We start from the raw sequence: 15,387 nt of genomic DNA, 5'->3' as shown, positions 1-15,387 counted from the left end.
TCCCTCGGTCTTGCGCAATCGCCCTGACAGATAAGGGCCAAGCCGCCCGACCGGAAGGGCAACGCGGCGTCAGTCTTCCATGATCTGCCGCAGCCGCGCCTGCTCCGCATCAGAGAGCCCGGTCGGAGCGGCCTCTCCCTCGGCTTTCCGCCGTGACTGGCTGCGAAGATATCCGAAGGCCAGCCCCAGACCGATCAGCGCCATGCCCGGCCCCGCCAGCCACAATACCAGGTTAGACCCGGTCAGCGTCGGCCTGAGCAGAACGTATTCGCCATAGCGCTCGACGATATAGTCCACAACCTCGTCATCGCTGTCGCCCTCGACCAGCCGTTCGCGCACCAAGAGCCGCAGATCCCGCGCCAGGTCCGCATTGCTTTCGTCGATCGATTCGTTGCGACAGACCACGCAGCGCAGCCCGGCCGAGATGTCCCTTGCCCGTTCCTCAAGGACCGGATCGGCCAGCATTTCATCCGGTTCGACCGCCCAAAGCGGGGAGGCCAACAGGCACAGTATCAGCAAGAGCCGCTTCATTCCGCGGGCACTCCCTTCGGTTCGGCCTGACGGCGTGCTCCGGCCGCAACCCGGTATCGCCGGTCTGACAGGGACAGCAGCCCGCCAAGCGCCATGATGATCGACCCGCCCCAGATCCAGTTTGCCCAGGGCTTGATATAGGTGCGCAGGGCGAAGCCCCCCTGCTGCGGTTCGCCAAGAACGACATAGACATCGCGGGACACGCCATTGTCGATGGCCGCCTCGGTCGTGGGCATGCCCGCCACCGGATAGAAGCGCCGCTCGGGATGCAGGGTGGACACCACGTCTCCGTCCCGTGCCACTTCGACGGTTCCCATCAGGGCGATATAGTTCGGCCCCTCATGCTCTCTCACGGCGGCCAGGGTGATCTCGTAGGGGCCGACGTCGAAGGCTTCGCCGAGCCGGGCAATACGGATGTCCTCCGATTCATAGGTGGTCAGGGCGGCGACGCCAAACAGTGTCAGCCCAAAGCCCGCATGCGCCACCGCCTTGCCCCAATCCGCCCGCGGCAGCCGGGTCAGGCGGGACAGACGCGCCCCAAGCGCCCCGCGCCCGGTACGGGTGAACAGGTCGACGACCGCCCCGGCCACCAGCCAGACCGCCAGCGCGATGAACACCGGTCCGATGGCCGAATGCCCGGTAAAGACGGCATAGGCCAGCAACCCGCCCGCCAAGGCCAGCACGGCCGCCGGCATCTGCTGACGCATGGCCCGTCCGATACTGGCCCGTTTCCACGGCATCACCGAGCCGATCGGCAGCGCCACGGCCAGAACGAAGACAAAGGGCGAGAAGGCCGCGTTGAAAAAGGGCGGCCCGACCGACAGGGTCCGGTCAAAGAACATCTCGGACAGAAGCGGCCAGATCGTTCCAATGAAGACAACGAAACAGGACACAGCCAGAAGCACATTGTTCAGCACAAGTGCGCTTTCGCGACTGACAAGACCGAACACGCCCTTGGCCTCCATCGCGCCTGCCCGCAGGGCAAATAGCAGGAAAGCCCCGCCCATGAAGAACGCCAGGATGAACAGAATGAACACGCCGCGCTCCGGGTCATTTGCAAAGGCATGAACAGAGGTGATAACGCCCGAGCGCACGATGAAGGTGCCAATGAGCGAGAAGCCGAAGGCCAGGATCGCCAGAAGGATCGTCCAGCTTTTCAGCGCCTCGCGCTTTTCCACCACGATAGCCGAATGCAGCAAGGCCGCCGAGATCAGCCAGGGCATGAAGCTGGCGTTTTCAACGGGATCCCAGAACCAGAAGCCACCCCAGCCAAGCTCGTAATAGGCCCACCAGGACCCAAGCCCGATGCCGATGGTCAGGAACAGCCAGGCGGCCAATGTCCAGGGCCGCACCCACCGGCCCCAGGCGGCATCCACACGGCCCTCCAGCAGGGCGGCGACCGCAAAGGAAAACGCCATGCTGAGGCCCACATAGCCCAGGTAGAGAAAGGGCGGATGAAAGGCCAGGCCGGGATCCTGCAAGAGCGGGTTCAGATCGCCCCCATTCATCGGCGGGCTTTCCAGCCGCAGGAACGGGTTCGAGGTAAACAGGATAAAGGCGAAGAAGGCCACGCCGATGCTGCTTTGCACCCCCAGAACCCGCGCGCGCAGACGCGGCGGCAGGTTGCCCCCGAACCACGCGGCCATGGCCCCGAACAGGGTCAGGATCAACACCCAAAGCAGCAGCGAGCCCTCATGATTTCCCCAGACCCCGGTGATCTTGTAGAGCAGTGGCTTCAGCGTATGTGAATTCGCGGTTACCAGCGCCACCGAGAAATCGGAGGTCACGAATGCAAAGGTCAGCGCGCCGAAGCTGACGGCCGTCAGAAGGAATTGCGCGCTCGCGGCGGGGGCAGCGGCGGCCATCCATTCGGGCCAGCCCTTATGGGCCCCGACAAGGGGCACCACCGTCTGGAAGATCGAGACGGCAAAGGCGAGAATGAGGGTGAAATGTCCAAGCTCTACGATCATGCCTGTCAACCTAGAGCAGCCATGCCCGACCGCCAAGCCCAACCGTCCGCCACACACGCCTCCGTGACCGCCTGCCGCACTGCCCCTTCATCTTGGCCCAAATACCTCCGCCGGAGGCTTCCGACGCGGCAACCGGCGTCTCCGCATCAGGTCAAGCCCGATCCCCGCCACATCTCCGTGGCAACACGGCACGGGTGAGTGCCCCCGCGCAAGCGGGGGTCGAGCCGGGCCGTTCCCGGGTCGACGCCGGCAGGCGGCGAAACCGCTTATCTCCCGCGAAAGAGCCCCCCCAGAATGCCCCGCACCACCGCACGGCCCGATTGGGTGCCCAGTTGCCGGGCAAAGCTCTTGGCGAAGGCCGTGCCGACCGAATCGCTGCGCCTCGAAGACGACCGGCGGCGCGGTTGTTCCTCGGCAGGCGCCTGTCGGGACACCCGCGAACTGGACCGGCCCACGCGATTGCCGGAATAGCGCCGTCCGGCGCGGTATTCGCGCTCTGCCACGCTCTCGGTCTCTTCCTCGACCGCCTCCGCCTCTTCCGCCTCCCGCGCAGCGGCTTCGGCGCGCGCCTGCAGGATCTCGAAGGCGCTTTCCCGATCCACCTGGGCCTCGTATTTCCCGGCAATGGGTGAGGTCGCGATCAGGCCTGCGCGCATCGCATCGGCCATCGGCCCCAGTTGCGACGAGGGCGGGCGAATGAGCGTGCGTTCCGCCATGCCGGGGATGCCCTTGCGCTCCAGCATCGAGGTCACGGCCTCACCCACGCCCACTTCCCGGATCGCGTCTTCGATATCGAAAGCCGGGTTGTCGCGATAATTCTCGGCGGCCTGCCGCAGATCGCGGCGGTCCTTCGCGGTATAGGCGCGCAGCGCGTGTTGGACCCGGTTGCCAAGCTGTCCCAGCACATCCTCAGGCACGTCGGCCGGGTTCTGGGTGATGAAATAGACGCCGACGCCCTTGGACCGGATCAGCCGCGCCACCTGTTCCACCTTGTCGACCAGCGCCTTGGGCGCGTCGTCGAACAGCAGATGCGCCTCGTCGAAGAAGAAGACGAGTTTCGGCTTGTCGGGGTCGCCCACCTCGGGCAGTTCCTCGAACAGTTCCGACAGCAGCCACAACAGGAAAGTCGCATAAAGCCGTGGTGACCCCATCAGCTTGTCAGCTGCCAGGATATTGATCCGCCCCAGCCCGTCCGCGTCCGTTTTCATGATATCGGCGAGGTCCAGCGCCGGTTCGCCAAAGAGCTTGTCGCCCCCCTGCCCCTCCAGCACCAGAAGCCGCCGCTGGATGGCGCCGATCGAGGCGGTGGAGACATTGCCGTAGCGCAAACTGAGCGTCTTGCGATTCTCGCCTACCCAGACCAGCAGCGATTGCAGGTCCTTGAGGTCCAAGAGCGCCAGCCCCTGTTCGTCAGCAACCCGGAAGGCGATGTTCAGAATACCCTCCTGCGCCTCGGACAGTTCCAGAAGGCGTGAGATCAGCAGCGGCCCCATTTCCGAAATCGTCGTGCGCACCGGATGACCGGCCTCGCCATAGAGATCCCAGAAGGTCACCGGGAAGGCGCGATAGGCGTAGTCGGCAAACCCGATCCGGCCCGCGCGGTCCATGAAGGCGTCATGCAGTTTGAAGCTTTCGCTGCCTGCCGCGCCAAGTCCCGACAGATCGCCCTTCACGTCGGACAGGAAGACCGGCACGCCATTGGCGGAGAAGCTTTCAGCCAGAATCTGCAATGTCACGGTCTTGCCGGTTCCGGTTGCCCCCGCGATCAGCCCGTGCCGGTTGGCGTATTTAAGCAGCATGTGCTGCGCCACCCCGTAGTCTTCACCACCGCCGCCAATGAAAATGCTGTCCGACATGATCTGCCCCTGTCTTAAATTCTTCGCCCCGCACAATACAATCTTAACCATCCTGTGCCAGTCTCCTCATCATGGCCCCGGCAAGTTTGCCGCCGGTTGACCCCGAGGCCATGGTTTTCCTCCCTGTTGACTGGCCGCGCCGGCTTTCCCCGGCGCGGTTTTTTCCGCGTCGGTGGCGGTGTTCCCGAAATGGTCCGAAAAACGGACCAAAAACGTAAATTACCCTGTTGACGACCGCGCGCACCTGTCCTAGCGTTCGGGCCAGAAAGTCGGCCAGTCCGACAGGGAGAGAAAAAAGATACTGAAAAGGGCCCCGTTGTTGGGCCCTTTTTGTTTGGCCGCCGCCCGTGCCGGAAACCTGCGTGGCAATTGGCGGAAACCGGCGCTTGGCGGAAAATTGCCCCTGACAGCGCCCCGCCCGCGTGCTAGCCATTTGCCAAACACCCTGTTCACACGAAGACAGACGAGGCGCTTTGATGAAAACCCTTTCCCTGACCGCAGCACTTCTGGCCGCTGGCCTTGCCTTCCCCCTGGCCGCGCAGGAAGCCACCGATTCCGACACCCCTTCGGCCGCAGAACAGGCTGGTCTGTCGCTTGGCCAGCCCGAGGTCGGCTCTGCCTATAGCCGCGAAACCTTCGGTGACTGGGACATGCGCTGCATCGTTTCGCCAGAGGGGCAACCCGATCCCTGCCAGCTTTACCAGCTTCTGGTGGATGCACAGGGCAACTCCGTCGCAGAGTTCAACCTGTTCGATGTTCCCGACGAAGGGGAACTGATGGCAGGGGCCACCATCGTGACGCCTCTGGACACGCTTCTGACAGGCCAGTTGCGCATGGCCGTGGATAGCGGTCAGGCGCGGGTCTATCCGTTCAGCTTCTGCCAGCCGATCGGCTGTTATGTCCGCCTTGGCCTGACCGGTGCCGATGTACAGGCATTCCGCGCCGGAAGCGAAGCGCGGATTGCCATCGTGCCGCTTCAGGCGCCCGATCAGGTCGTTCCGTTGACACTCTCGCTGTCCGGCTTCACCGCCGGATTCGAGGCGCTGGAAGCCTATAATGAAGAGGTGATCGCCCAGTTGCAGGCCGCCGCAGCAGCAGCTGCTGCAGAGGAAGACGGTGCCGCGACCGAGTAACCGGACCTGTCCGACCACAAGACAAAGGCCCGCCCGGACAGATCCGTGGCGGGCCTTTCCCTATTGGATGTCGGCTCAGATCGCCTTGCGCAGCGCCAGAACCGCGTTGAGACCGCCGAAAGCGAAGGCGTTGGACAGGACCGCGCCGACCTCTGCCTCGCGCGCCACGTTCGGCACCACGTCCAGCGCACATTCCGGGTCCGGTTCCTCGTAATTGATCGTCGGCGCGATCACCCCGTCGGTCAGCGCCATGATGCAGGCCAGCAGCTCCACCGCGCCAGTGCCGCCGATCAGGTGGCCATGCATGGACTTGGTGGAGGAGATCATCAACTCATCGGCGTGATGCCCGAACACATCGGCCACCGCCGCGCATTCCACCTTGTCATTGGCCGCCGTGCCGGTGCCGTGGGCGTTGATGTAGCACACGTCCTCGGGGTTCAGCCGCGCGTCGCGCAGCGCGCCGGAAATGGCCCGCGCCGCGCCCTGTTTCGACGGCATCACGATATCGGCGGCGTCCGAGGTCATGGCGAAACCCACCACCTCGGCCAGTATCTCGGCCCCGCGCGCCTTCGCGTGCTCATACTCCTCGAAGACGAAGACCGCCGCGCCCTCGCCCTGCACCATGCCGTTGCGATTGGCGCTGAACGGCCGACAGGCATCGCGCGACATGACTCGCAGGCCCTCCCACGCCTTCACGCCGCCGAAACACAGCATCGATTCCGACCCGCCGGTGATCATTACCGGGGCCATGCCCCACCGGATCATGTTGAAGGCCTGCCCCATCGCGTGATTGGACGAGGCGCAGGCGGTGGCGACGGTGAAACTGGGGCCCTTGAGGTTGAACTCCATGCTTACATGGCTGGCGGCGGCGTTGTTCATCAGCTTGGGCACCACGAAAGGATGCACCCGGTTCTTGCCGTCCTCGTAGACCGAGCGGTAATTCTCGTCGAGCGTCTGCATCCCCCCACCCGAGGTGCCCAGAACCACGCCGGACCGCGCCGCAAGCTCGCCGCTGAAGACCAGCCCGGATTGCGCAATGGCCTCGCGCGCGGAAATCAGGGTGAACTGAGTGAACCGGTCATAAAGCGAGATCTGCTGGCGGTTGAACAGCGCCTCTGGATCGTAATCCTTGATCTGGCCGCCGATCCGAACTGACAGCCGGTCAAGGTCGCGCATTTCCAGCTCGCCGATGCCGCAGCGGCCCTCGCGCATGGCTTCCTTGGTGGCAGCCACATTGGCCCCGAGGGCGTTGATCGTGCCCTGCCCGGTAATGACAACCCGTTTCATGCCGCGTCGGCCACGAGGCCCTCAACCGCCTTGATGATCGCCGCTACGCTGGAAATGTCGAAATCGCCCGCATCGGGTTCGTTGGCATTGAAGGGCACCTGAATATCGAAGGCTTCCTCGATGGCGAAAATGCTTTCCACGAGGCCGAGGGAATCGATCCCCAGATCCTCCAATGTTGCCTCGGGCTTTACGTCCTCGACATCGAGAACCGCCTGCTCAGCGATGATCCCGATGACCTTTTCTGCAACGTCCGTCATGGCTTCGTAATCCCTGCTACCGCGCCTGCGGCTGACTTAGTCATTGCCCGAGAGTTTTGAAACGGCTTTCTGCAACTCCGCGACAGTCTTGGCCAGACGCGGCAGGCGACGCAGCGCCTTGTAGCTTTCCACATGCGTTTCCATCTTGACCGCAGGATAGCCCAGAACCGCGCGGCCTGCGGGCACATTGGACAGGATCTTGGTGGCCCCGCCAGCGATCACGTCGCTGCCAACGGTCAGATTGTCGGCCACACCGACCTGGCCGCCGAAAACGGCCCGGTCCCCAATGGTGGTCGATCCCGCCACCCCGGTCTGCGCGGCAAAGAGGCAATCGCGCCCGACCTGTACGTTATGCGCGACATGAACGAGGTTGTCGAACTTGCAGCCATCCCCGATCTGCGTATCCCGGATGGTGCCCTTGTCGATACAGGCATTGCAGCCGATCTCGACGTCATTGCCGACGCGAACGGACCCGAGTGAATGAATGCGGGTCCAGCTTTGATCCACGGCCTGGGCCTGGCCCATGGACTCGCGCACCTGTTCCACGGTGGATTTCTCCGGTGTCACGAAGGACATGCCGTCACCACCGATCACCGCACCCGGATGGGCGATGAAGCGATCCCCGATATGGACCCGGCTGCCCACACGCACCCCCTGCATCAGCAACGCATCGTCGCCAATATGGGCCAGTTCCGCGACAGAGACATGACTGGCGATACGGGCCCGCGCGCCGATCACCGCGCCGCGTCCGATCATGACGAACGGGCCGATGGCCGCACCGATGCCGATGGTGGCGCTTTCGTGGATCACAGCCATCGGATGAATGCCGGGCGCAATCTCGGGCCCCGGATCCAGCGCGGCGGTCAGACCGGCCAGCGCATATCGCGGGCGCGGCACCACGATGGCGGCCTCCAGTGCGTAGGCCTGCCAATCCATGTCCGGCCCCAACACCGCAGCCTTCGCCTGCCCGTCTGCCAGACCCTCCGCATAGGCAGGCGACATGGCAAGGGCGAGCTGCCGGGGGCCAGCAAGGGCCGGTTCCGACAGGCCGTCAATCTCCAGGTCCAGATTGCCGAAAGCCGAGGCCCCAAGAGCCTCGGCAATCTTTCCAATGGTCAGCGCCATGATCGTGCTCCGCAGCGAGGGTTGCTGCGAAAGCTTTAGCTGGCCACGATCGGGAGTTCCACCCCGGCCTGTTCCATCGCATTCCACAGGGCACGGTCCCGCCCATAGATGTCGCGGCGGAAGTTCAGCTCGCCCTCTGGCGTCACGAAGGCCGTCCAGTAGACGATATGCACCGGGATCTGCTGAACCAGATCAACCTGCGTTTCCTGACCGGAATGCAGGATGCGGTCGAAATAGCTTTGCGGCTGCGATTCCTGACGGGCCAGCAGGTGATAGGCCAGTTCCAGCGGACGATGAACCCGGACGCAGCCATGGCTGTAGGCGCGGGTTTCGCGGGCGAAGAGGTTCCGCGACGGCGTATCGTGCAGATAGATGTTGTGACGGTTCGGGAACATGAACTTCACCCGCCCAAGCGCATTGCCCGGCCCCGGTCCCTGACGCAGGTCGAAGGGGAAGGTCGAGGCGGTGTACTGGCTGAAGTCAATGCCCGCCCGGCTGACCTGACGGCCGCCTTGCAGCAGCTCCAAATGACCGGCAGCGGCGGGGTTGGCCTGCATCTGCGGCAGGTATTCCCCGATGGTGATCGAGCGCGGCACATACCAGCTCGGGTTGATCACCATATGCTCCATGGTGTCGGAAAACTCGGGCGTCACGCGGTTCGACGGGGTCGCGCCCACCACGACGCGGGTCTCGAAGGTGACCTCTTCATTGTCGATCACATAGGCGTGGTAGTCGGGGATGTTCACCAGAACGTGACGGCTGCCGCGCTCCGGGTCTTCCCAGTTCAACCAGCGCTGGCGTTCCATCGCCAGAATGACCTGACGCAGGCGGGTATCGAGCCCGATATTGACCTCTTCGATGGTCGAAGACCCCGCAACGCCGTCTGCCAGCAGCCCATGCGCGGACTGGAAGCGCTGAACGGCGGCCTCCATGTCCGCATCGAACACGGCGGTGGCCGAGCGTTCCATATAGCCCATGCGGATCAGCCGGTCGCGCAATTGCACCACGGATTGACCACGGTCGCCCAGTTCCAGACGACCGCCATTGACGGACGCCCCCCATCCGCCTTCGTTGGCCATGCGGGTCAGGCGCAGCAATTCGCGCTGAAGGCGCAGGTATTCAGGGTGCGCGGGCGGCAGGGCGCGCATCACCTCGTAGGGGTCGGCATCGACGAGGGATTGCAACAGGTCCGTCGGGTCGCGGCGCGGCAGGTCGCGATGGATCTCGCGCACGACCTCGCCGGGATCGAGAATGCCCGACTGCACGTCATGGGCGTAGCGCAGGAACATGGCGGACGCCATGATCTCTGCCTGACCCCGGCTGTAGGGGTTGTCTGCATCCATGAAGGCAGCGCGCAGGGCGTCCGGGTCGTAGCGGCCAGCGGGCAGCCCGTGATTGGCGGCCCCTTCCAGTGCCATCAGCAGCGCATTGCGCCGCGCCGCATCCTCGGTGCGGGTCCAGATCGGCTCGAATGCCCGTTCACGGTAGAATTCGGCCATGTCCTCGTGCTCGGCCACACCCTCGGCAATGGCCTGACGGAAGGCCGTGACCAGCGCCGAAGCGGGGGCAGGAACCAGCAGCGAGATCGAAAGGATGGCCGCCAGAATTGGCAGCATGGACGGAAGAAAAGGCTTTTTTGTCATGGGTCACCTGATTGCGCGCGGATCACGTGTGTGTGAAGTCTAGATGACCTGTCCGACAAGGCAGAGTCCATTCACAATTTCGAAAGATGTTCCTGATAGTTACTTGAAAAATACGACGTGCCCACGGTGCAACGCCTGCCGAAGAATCGGCCAATATCCCCGGAATCAACGCCTTTTTGGCGGATTTCTGCCGACAGGCCACCATACTGGTGGGACGCCCCGACTTGAGACTTTCAAGAAAGTTTCAATTGTGTCATAAAACGCACAGCTGGGGATGGACATGTAACAAGTCACGGAAAAGTGACACTGGACGGAACGGGCAGAAGGACGGGGCAAATCTTATGACGAATCCGACGATGACGCGGCGGTCGCTGCTTGGGGTATTCGCGGCCACCACGGTTGCTGCCGCCCCCTATGCGGCAAACGCTTTCGGGATCCTTCGTGGCGGCGGCGACTATCGCAAGCTGCGCATGTATTCCGCGCGGACCGGTGAAACCCTCGACATGGTTTACTGGATTGATGGCGACTATATCCGGCCTGCGGTCGAAGAAATCTCCTATTTCATGCGCGACTGGCGCGTTGACGAAGCCCATGATATCGACCCGCGCACGCTGGACATCATGGCCGCATCCCACAACTTGCTGGAAACTGGCCAACCCTATCTGCTGTTGTCCGGGTATCGGTCGCCCTCCACCAATGCCATGCTGCGTGCCCGGTCTTCCGGCGTCGCGCGCAATTCGCTGCACATGCAGGGACAGGCTGCCGACCTGCGGATCGAGGGACGCTCCGTCCGGCAAGTTGCCGCTGCGGCGGAATCCTGTTCCGCAGGCGGCGTCGGGCGCTATTCCGGCTCCAATTTCACCCATATGGATTGCGGCCCGGTCCGCTCCTGGGGCGGCTGACAGGTTTGCGGCCACGTCGCCCAAGGGGTGGCCATACGATCCTGAGGGACAGGAAAGAGCCGGCCATCAGGGCCGGTTTTTTCTTGTCAGATCCGCTCCACCGGACATTCCGCGATCAGCCGTTCCGCATCAGAGCGTTCGCAAAGACGCGTCGCTTCCGTCATCACCGCGGCACTTGCCGCCGCCATGCCCCGTTGCAGACAGTCCGGTAAAGCCGCACTCTGGGACAGGGCCAGCGTGAAGCCCGCTACGAAACTGTCGCCCGCGCCGGTCTTGGAGCGCACCGGCACATCGGCGGCATGGGACAGCCAGCGGTCCCGATCCGTCGCGAGGATGGAACCATCCGCCCCACGCGCCAGCACCACGACCCGCGCCACCCCGCCCCGCACAAGCGTTTGCGCGAAATCGGCGCTGTCCTGCGCGGTCGGCAAGGCCCGCGCCGCAAGCTCCTGCGCCTCTTCATGATCCAGCCTCAGCACGTCCAGACCCGCGATGCGCCCCGCCTGCAATGCCCGAAGCGCGGCGCCGGAGGTGTCAAGGATCAGCCGGGCATTAAGCTTTGAACACATCGCCACCAGACGGGCGGGGTAATCGTCGGGAAATCCCGGCGGGTGGCTGCCGGACAACACCACCAGCCCGCCCTCGGGAATGACCTCGGCGATCTCGGACTCGGCTTTCGCGATATCATTCTCGGACCATTCCGGTCCCGGAAAGATGAACCGGAACTGCTTGCCGGTCCCGTCTTCGATCACCGCAACGCTCTGGCGGGTTTCACCCGGGGCTTCGATGATGCGAACCGGCAGACCGGTGCCCGCCAGCAGCTTGGCCAGAACCACGCCCATGCCACCGCCCGCCGCCACCAGCGCCAGGCTTTCGCCTCCCAGTTCCGCCATGGCGCGCGAGACGTTGAGGCCGCCTCCGCCGGGATCGAGCCTCGGCGTGGAGCAGCGCAGCTTGGGGCCGGGGCGCACCTCGGCGGTGGAGGTATCGAGGTCCACGGCCGGGTTCAGGGTGATGGTCAGAACTGGGGTCATTCCAAAAAGGTCCGTAAGGGCAGCTACCCCCAGACCCTATGGCAGGCGCAGCGCCCCGTCGAGACGGATGGTTTCACCATTGAGATACGGCATCTCGATCATGAACCGGGCCAGCCGCGCGAACTCCTGCGGGTTACCCAGACGGCGCGGGAAGATCACGTCGCTGGCAAGCTCTGCCATCATCTCGGGCCCGAGGCTTTCCAGCATCGGCGTCAGGAACAGCCCCGGCGCAATCGCGTTCGCCCGGATGCCGATCGCGCCCATATCGCGCGCCATGGGCAGGGACAGACCGGCCACACCCGCCTTGGAGGCCGAATAGGCCGCCTGCCCTTTCTGGCCGTCAAATGCGGCGATGGAGGCGGTGTTGACGATCACCCCGCGTTCGCCGTCTTCATTGGGCGCGTTCTTCGACATCTCGACCGCGGCCATCCGCGCCACGTTGAAGGCCCCCACAAGGTTTATGTCGATGGTACGCTGAAAGGCGTCGAGCGGAAACGGGCCTTTCGATCCGACCGTCTTGGCGCCAGTCACGATGCCCGCGCAGTTCACCACGGCGGTGATGCCGCCCATCTGCGCAACTGCATGTGCCACACCTGCCGCAACGCTGTCTTCGCTGGTCACATCGACCTCGGCGAAGCTGATGCCGGGGGTTGCAGCCATCTCGGCCCCCTTGGTCGCATCGCGGTCAAAAACCGTGACCGATGCCCCTGCCCCGGCCAGATATGCCGCCGTCGCGGCCCCTAGCCCGCTGGCCCCGCCTGTCACGATCACCTGTGCGGTTGCGATGTCCATGGCTGCCTCCCTGATAAATTGAACACGCGTTCAATTACGAAAGGAAACGACGCCGCGTCAATCAAGACGCAACGTCGTTTCTGTCGCGCCGTGCCGGGCGCGGGAGGAACCAATTACCGGTAGTGCAGCGACACACCATCGCGGAAGACATGCACCTTTTCCGGGGCCGCACTCATGGTGACGCGGGTGCCGCGCAATCCCTGATGGATCCCCTGCAACTTGGCGATGACCGTATCGGTGTCATGATTGGCACTCGGCACCGAGAAGTAGAGCTGAGTTACTTCCCCAAGCGCCTCGGTGATATCGACCGTCCCCGCAAAGGCGTAGTCGGGAGAGTCCGTCTGCACCATATCCTCGGGCCGAATGCCAACTTCAACCTCGGCCCCCATATCCGCCTCAACCGAGGGGTAATTCGAGGTGATGCGCCCTGCCCCGTCGGCCAGTTCCAGCGTCGTGACCTCTCCGGTGCCGACGATCTTGCCCGCCAGCAGGTTCATCGCCGGGCTGCCGATGAACTGGGCCACGAAGGTGGACCGGGGGCGCTCGTAAAGCTCCAGCGGGCTGCCAACCTGCGCGATGCCCTTGTTGGCCAGCACCACGATCCGGCTGGCCAGCGTCATCGCCTCCACCTGGTCATGGGTCACGTAGATCATGGTCGAGTCGGGCATCTGTTCCTTCAGCTGCGCGATCTCGATCCGGGTGGCCACGCGAAGCGCCGCATCGAGGTTGGACAGCGGTTCATCGAAGAGATACACCTTCGGATCGCGCACAATGGCCCGGCCAATCGCCACACGCTGCCGCTGACCGCCAGACAGCGCCTTGGGCAGCCGGTCCAGATAATCTGTCAGTTGCAGCTTGTCGGCGGCGGCGTTGACGGCGCTGTCGATTTCGTCCTTCGACTTGCCCGCGATGCGCAGGGCAAAGGCCATATTCTCGCGCACCGTCATATGCGGGTAAAGCGCGTAGGACTGGAACACCATCGCAATGCCGCGCTGCGCGGGCGGCACGTCGTTCATCGGCTCTCCGTCAATCGACAGGGTGCCATCGGTGATCTTCTCCAGCCCCGCAATCATCCGCAGAAGCGTGGATTTCCCGCACCCGGAAGGGCCGACGAAGACGATCAGTTCGCCCGTCTTGATATCGAGATTGATGTCATTGAGGACATTCACATCGCCATAGGATTTGACGACGTCCTTGAGGATGAGATCAGCCATCGGAGCTCTCCTGTGCTGCATAAAGGGCCTGCCAGGGCCCGAGGGTCTGAAGGGTGCCATCGAAGGGCGCGGCAAGCGGGGTCCAGTCACCATCGGGCATGTCGATATCCCGCGGGCTGTCCGACAGGTTGAAAATGCACAGGACCGTACGGCCCGCGTGCTGGCGGGTGAAGGACAGGATGCCATCCGCTGCCGTCAGCAGGGTGAAATCGCCCTTTGCCAAGGCCGGCTCGGACGTGCGGAAGCGGATCATGCGGCGGTAGAAGGCCAGCACGCTATCGGCCTTGCCCTCCTGAGCGGAGACGGAGTGAGACAGGTGTTCGACCGCGACGGGCAACCACGGCTTGCCTTCCGTGAACCCGCCATTGGCGTTGTCGGTGACCCAGGGCATCGGCGTGCGGCACCCGTCGCGCCCCTTGAACTTGGGCCAGAAGCGGATGCCGTAGGGGTCCTGCAGGTGCTCGAACGGCACATAGGCTTCTGTCAGGCCCAGTTCCTCGCCCTGATAGAGACAGGCAGAGCCGCGCAAGGAAAGCAGCAGCGCCGCATAGGCCCGTTGCGCGGCTTCCGACAGGGCCCACCGGCTGGCATGGCGCACGACATCGTGGTTGGAAAAGGCCCAACAGGCCCATCCGTCGCCAATTGCCCCCTCATATCGGGTCAGCACCTCGCCCACCCGTTCCGCTGTGGGCGAAACCCCGGACAGGAATTCGAAGGAATAGCACATCTGCACCTTGTCGCCGCCCGATGTGTACTCGGCCTGAATCTCCAGCCCGTATTGCGCGTCACCCACCTCGCCCACGGCGACGGCATCGAACTCATCCATCACAGCACGGAAGCGGCGCAGGAATTCCAGGTTCTCCGGCTGGTTCTTGTCGTAAAGGTGATCCTGCCAGTTATAGGGGTTCACCTCTGGCGCGATGGTGGCGTTGCGGGCCTCTGGCGCCAGCGCGGGGTTGTCGCGCAATTCCTTGTCGTGGAAATAGAAGTTGATCGTATCCAGACGGAAGCCATCGACCCCGCGTTCCAGCCAGAAGCGCACCACATCCAGCAGGGCATCCTGCACATCCGGGTTGTGCAGGTTCAGGTCAGGCTGTTCGGACAGGAAATTATGCAGGTAATACTGCATCCGTTCGCCATCCCATTCCCAGGCGGAACCGCCGAAAATGGACAGCCAGTTGTTGGGCGGTGTGCCATCAGGCTTGGCATCGGCCCAGACATACCAGTCGGCGCGCGCGTTGTCGCGGCTCTGGCGGCTTTCCTGAAACCAGGCGTGCTGATCCGAGGTGTGGCTGATCACAAGGTCGATCAGCACTTTCAGCCCCAGATCATGGGCACGCTTGATCAGCGCATCGAAATCGCCGAGTGAGCCGAACATCGGGTCGACATCGCGGTAATCCGAGACGTCATAGCCGAAGTCCAGCATGGGCGAGCGGAAGAAGGGTGAAATCCAGATCGCATCGACGCCGAGCCGCGCGATATGGTCCAGCCGGTGGATGATCCCCGACAGATCGCCGATGCCGTCGCCATTGCTGTCCTGAAAGCTGCGCGGATAGATCTGGTAGATCACCGCCCCCCGCCACCAGTCCTTATCGACAGAGGCCGCATGGGCAGGGGTCATGTCTTGCATGAGGTTCATGGGT

General features: G+C 63.7%; 13 protein-coding genes. 2 read left to right on the top strand and 11 right to left on the bottom strand.

Translation table 11 applies throughout. The features are described 5' to 3' along the window. Positions 1-69: 69 nt before the first annotated feature. The 3 genes from BKY26_RS07460 to BKY26_RS07450 all read right to left on the bottom strand — a co-directional run bounded on the left by BKY26_RS07460 (position 70) and on the right by BKY26_RS07450 (position 4,357). The gene (locus BKY26_RS07460) at positions 70-531 is read right to left on the bottom strand and encodes a cytochrome c-type biogenesis protein (RefSeq protein ID WP_071689773.1); all 462 of its coding nucleotides are present in this window, start codon (positions 529-531) and stop codon (positions 70-72) included. Beyond that, a complete protein-coding gene (locus tag BKY26_RS07455) occupies positions 528-2,501 on the bottom strand; it encodes a heme lyase CcmF/NrfE family subunit (RefSeq protein WP_071689772.1) in 1,974 nt (657 codons plus the stop codon). The genes BKY26_RS07460 and BKY26_RS07455 overlap by 4 nt, the downstream gene beginning before the upstream one ends. Before the next feature lie 266 nt (positions 2,502-2,767). Then, on the bottom strand, positions 2,768-4,357 hold the full coding sequence (locus tag BKY26_RS07450) for a helicase HerA-like domain-containing protein (protein WP_071689771.1): 1,590 nt from the start codon (positions 4,355-4,357) through the stop codon (positions 2,768-2,770). A 476-nt stretch (positions 4,358-4,833) separates the two neighbouring features. On the opposite strand from BKY26_RS07450, the gene BKY26_RS07445 reads away from it, so the two are divergent. Next, the gene (locus tag BKY26_RS07445) at positions 4,834-5,490 is read left to right on the top strand and encodes an invasion associated locus B family protein (RefSeq protein WP_071689770.1); all 657 of its coding nucleotides are present in this window, start codon (positions 4,834-4,836) and stop codon (positions 5,488-5,490) included. A 75-nt stretch (positions 5,491-5,565) separates the two neighbouring features. Here the strand turns inward: BKY26_RS07445 and BKY26_RS07440 are convergent, their stop codons facing one another. Genes BKY26_RS07440 through BKY26_RS07425 form a run of 4 tightly spaced genes read right to left on the bottom strand, consistent with a single transcriptional unit; the run spans position 5,566 to position 9,775 of the window. After that, positions 5,566-6,777, bottom strand: a complete 1,212-nt coding sequence (locus BKY26_RS07440; RefSeq protein WP_071689769.1) for a beta-ketoacyl-[acyl-carrier-protein] synthase family protein — start codon at positions 6,775-6,777, stop codon at positions 5,566-5,568. Then, complete coding sequence (locus BKY26_RS07435) at positions 6,774-7,034, bottom strand: acyl carrier protein (protein ID WP_071689768.1); 261 nt, start codon at positions 7,032-7,034, stop codon at positions 6,774-6,776. The genes BKY26_RS07440 and BKY26_RS07435 overlap by 4 nt, the downstream gene beginning before the upstream one ends. 36 nt (positions 7,035-7,070) lie before the next feature. Then, a complete protein-coding gene (gene lpxD / locus BKY26_RS07430; protein WP_071689767.1) occupies positions 7,071-8,159 on the bottom strand; it encodes a UDP-3-O-(3-hydroxymyristoyl)glucosamine N-acyltransferase in 1,089 nt (362 codons plus the stop codon). A gap of 35 nt (positions 8,160-8,194) precedes the next feature. Continuing rightward, positions 8,195-9,775, bottom strand: coding sequence for a L,D-transpeptidase family protein (locus BKY26_RS07425; RefSeq protein WP_071689766.1), 1,581 nt, complete (start codon positions 9,773-9,775; stop codon positions 8,195-8,197). Between the two features lie 368 nt (positions 9,776-10,143). Between BKY26_RS07425 and mepK the strand changes: the two genes are divergently transcribed. Further along, positions 10,144-10,704: a peptidoglycan L,D-endopeptidase MepK gene (gene mepK, locus BKY26_RS07420; RefSeq protein WP_071689765.1), complete on the top strand. Its 561-nt coding sequence runs from the start codon at positions 10,144-10,146 to the stop codon at positions 10,702-10,704. 86 nt (positions 10,705-10,790) lie between these two features. Here the strand turns inward: mepK and BKY26_RS07415 are convergent, their stop codons facing one another. The 4 genes from BKY26_RS07415 to BKY26_RS07400 form a co-directional block, all read right to left on the bottom strand. Continuing rightward, a complete protein-coding gene (locus tag BKY26_RS07415; RefSeq protein WP_071689764.1) occupies positions 10,791-11,738 on the bottom strand; it encodes a 1-phosphofructokinase family hexose kinase in 948 nt (315 codons plus the stop codon). Between the two features lie 36 nt (positions 11,739-11,774). Next, entirely contained in the window at positions 11,775-12,530 is a 756-nt protein-coding gene (locus BKY26_RS07410; protein ID WP_071689763.1) for an SDR family NAD(P)-dependent oxidoreductase, read from the bottom strand. Between the two features lie 113 nt (positions 12,531-12,643). After that, positions 12,644-13,744, bottom strand: a complete 1,101-nt coding sequence (locus tag BKY26_RS07405; RefSeq protein WP_071689762.1) for an ABC transporter ATP-binding protein — start codon at positions 13,742-13,744, stop codon at positions 12,644-12,646. Continuing rightward, positions 13,737-15,383, bottom strand: coding sequence for an alpha-glucosidase (locus BKY26_RS07400; protein WP_211267991.1), 1,647 nt, complete (start codon positions 15,381-15,383; stop codon positions 13,737-13,739). Before BKY26_RS07400 ends, BKY26_RS07405 begins: the two co-directional genes overlap by 8 nt. Between the last annotated feature and the right edge of the window lie 4 nt (positions 15,384-15,387).

Source organism: Nioella sediminis, assembly GCF_001879695.1.
Classification (GTDB): Bacteria; Pseudomonadota; Alphaproteobacteria; order Rhodobacterales; family Rhodobacteraceae; genus Nioella; species Nioella sediminis.
The sequence above is the reverse complement of the archived record's forward strand: the minus strand, read 5'-3'. Positions and strand labels throughout refer to the sequence as shown.

Coding starts and splice junctions, on each gene's coding strand:
- BKY26_RS07460 (WP_071689773.1), bottom strand. CDS start 531: ATGAAGCGGCTCTTGCTGATACTGTGCCTGTTGGCCTCCCCGCTTTGG.
- BKY26_RS07455 (WP_071689772.1), bottom strand. CDS start 2,501: ATGATCGTAGAGCTTGGACATTTCACCCTCATTCTCGCCTTTGCCGTC.
- BKY26_RS07450 (WP_071689771.1), bottom strand. CDS start 4,357: ATGTCGGACAGCATTTTCATTGGCGGCGGTGGTGAAGACTACGGGGTG.
- BKY26_RS07445 (WP_071689770.1), top strand. CDS start 4,834: ATGAAAACCCTTTCCCTGACCGCAGCACTTCTGGCCGCTGGCCTTGCC.
- BKY26_RS07440 (WP_071689769.1), bottom strand. CDS start 6,777: ATGAAACGGGTTGTCATTACCGGGCAGGGCACGATCAACGCCCTCGGG.
- BKY26_RS07435 (WP_071689768.1), bottom strand. CDS start 7,034: ATGACGGACGTTGCAGAAAAGGTCATCGGGATCATCGCTGAGCAGGCG.
- lpxD (WP_071689767.1), bottom strand. CDS start 8,159: ATGGCGCTGACCATTGGAAAGATTGCCGAGGCTCTTGGGGCCTCGGCT.
- BKY26_RS07425 (WP_071689766.1), bottom strand. CDS start 9,775: ATGCTGCCAATTCTGGCGGCCATCCTTTCGATCTCGCTGCTGGTTCCT.
- mepK (WP_071689765.1), top strand. CDS start 10,144: ATGACGAATCCGACGATGACGCGGCGGTCGCTGCTTGGGGTATTCGCG.
- BKY26_RS07415 (WP_071689764.1), bottom strand. CDS start 11,738: ATGACCCCAGTTCTGACCATCACCCTGAACCCGGCCGTGGACCTCGAT.
- BKY26_RS07410 (WP_071689763.1), bottom strand. CDS start 12,530: ATGGACATCGCAACCGCACAGGTGATCGTGACAGGCGGGGCCAGCGGG.
- BKY26_RS07405 (WP_071689762.1), bottom strand. CDS start 13,744: ATGGCTGATCTCATCCTCAAGGACGTCGTCAAATCCTATGGCGATGTG.
- BKY26_RS07400 (WP_211267991.1), bottom strand. CDS start 15,383: ATGAACCTCATGCAAGACATGACCCCTGCCCATGCGGCCTCTGTCGAT.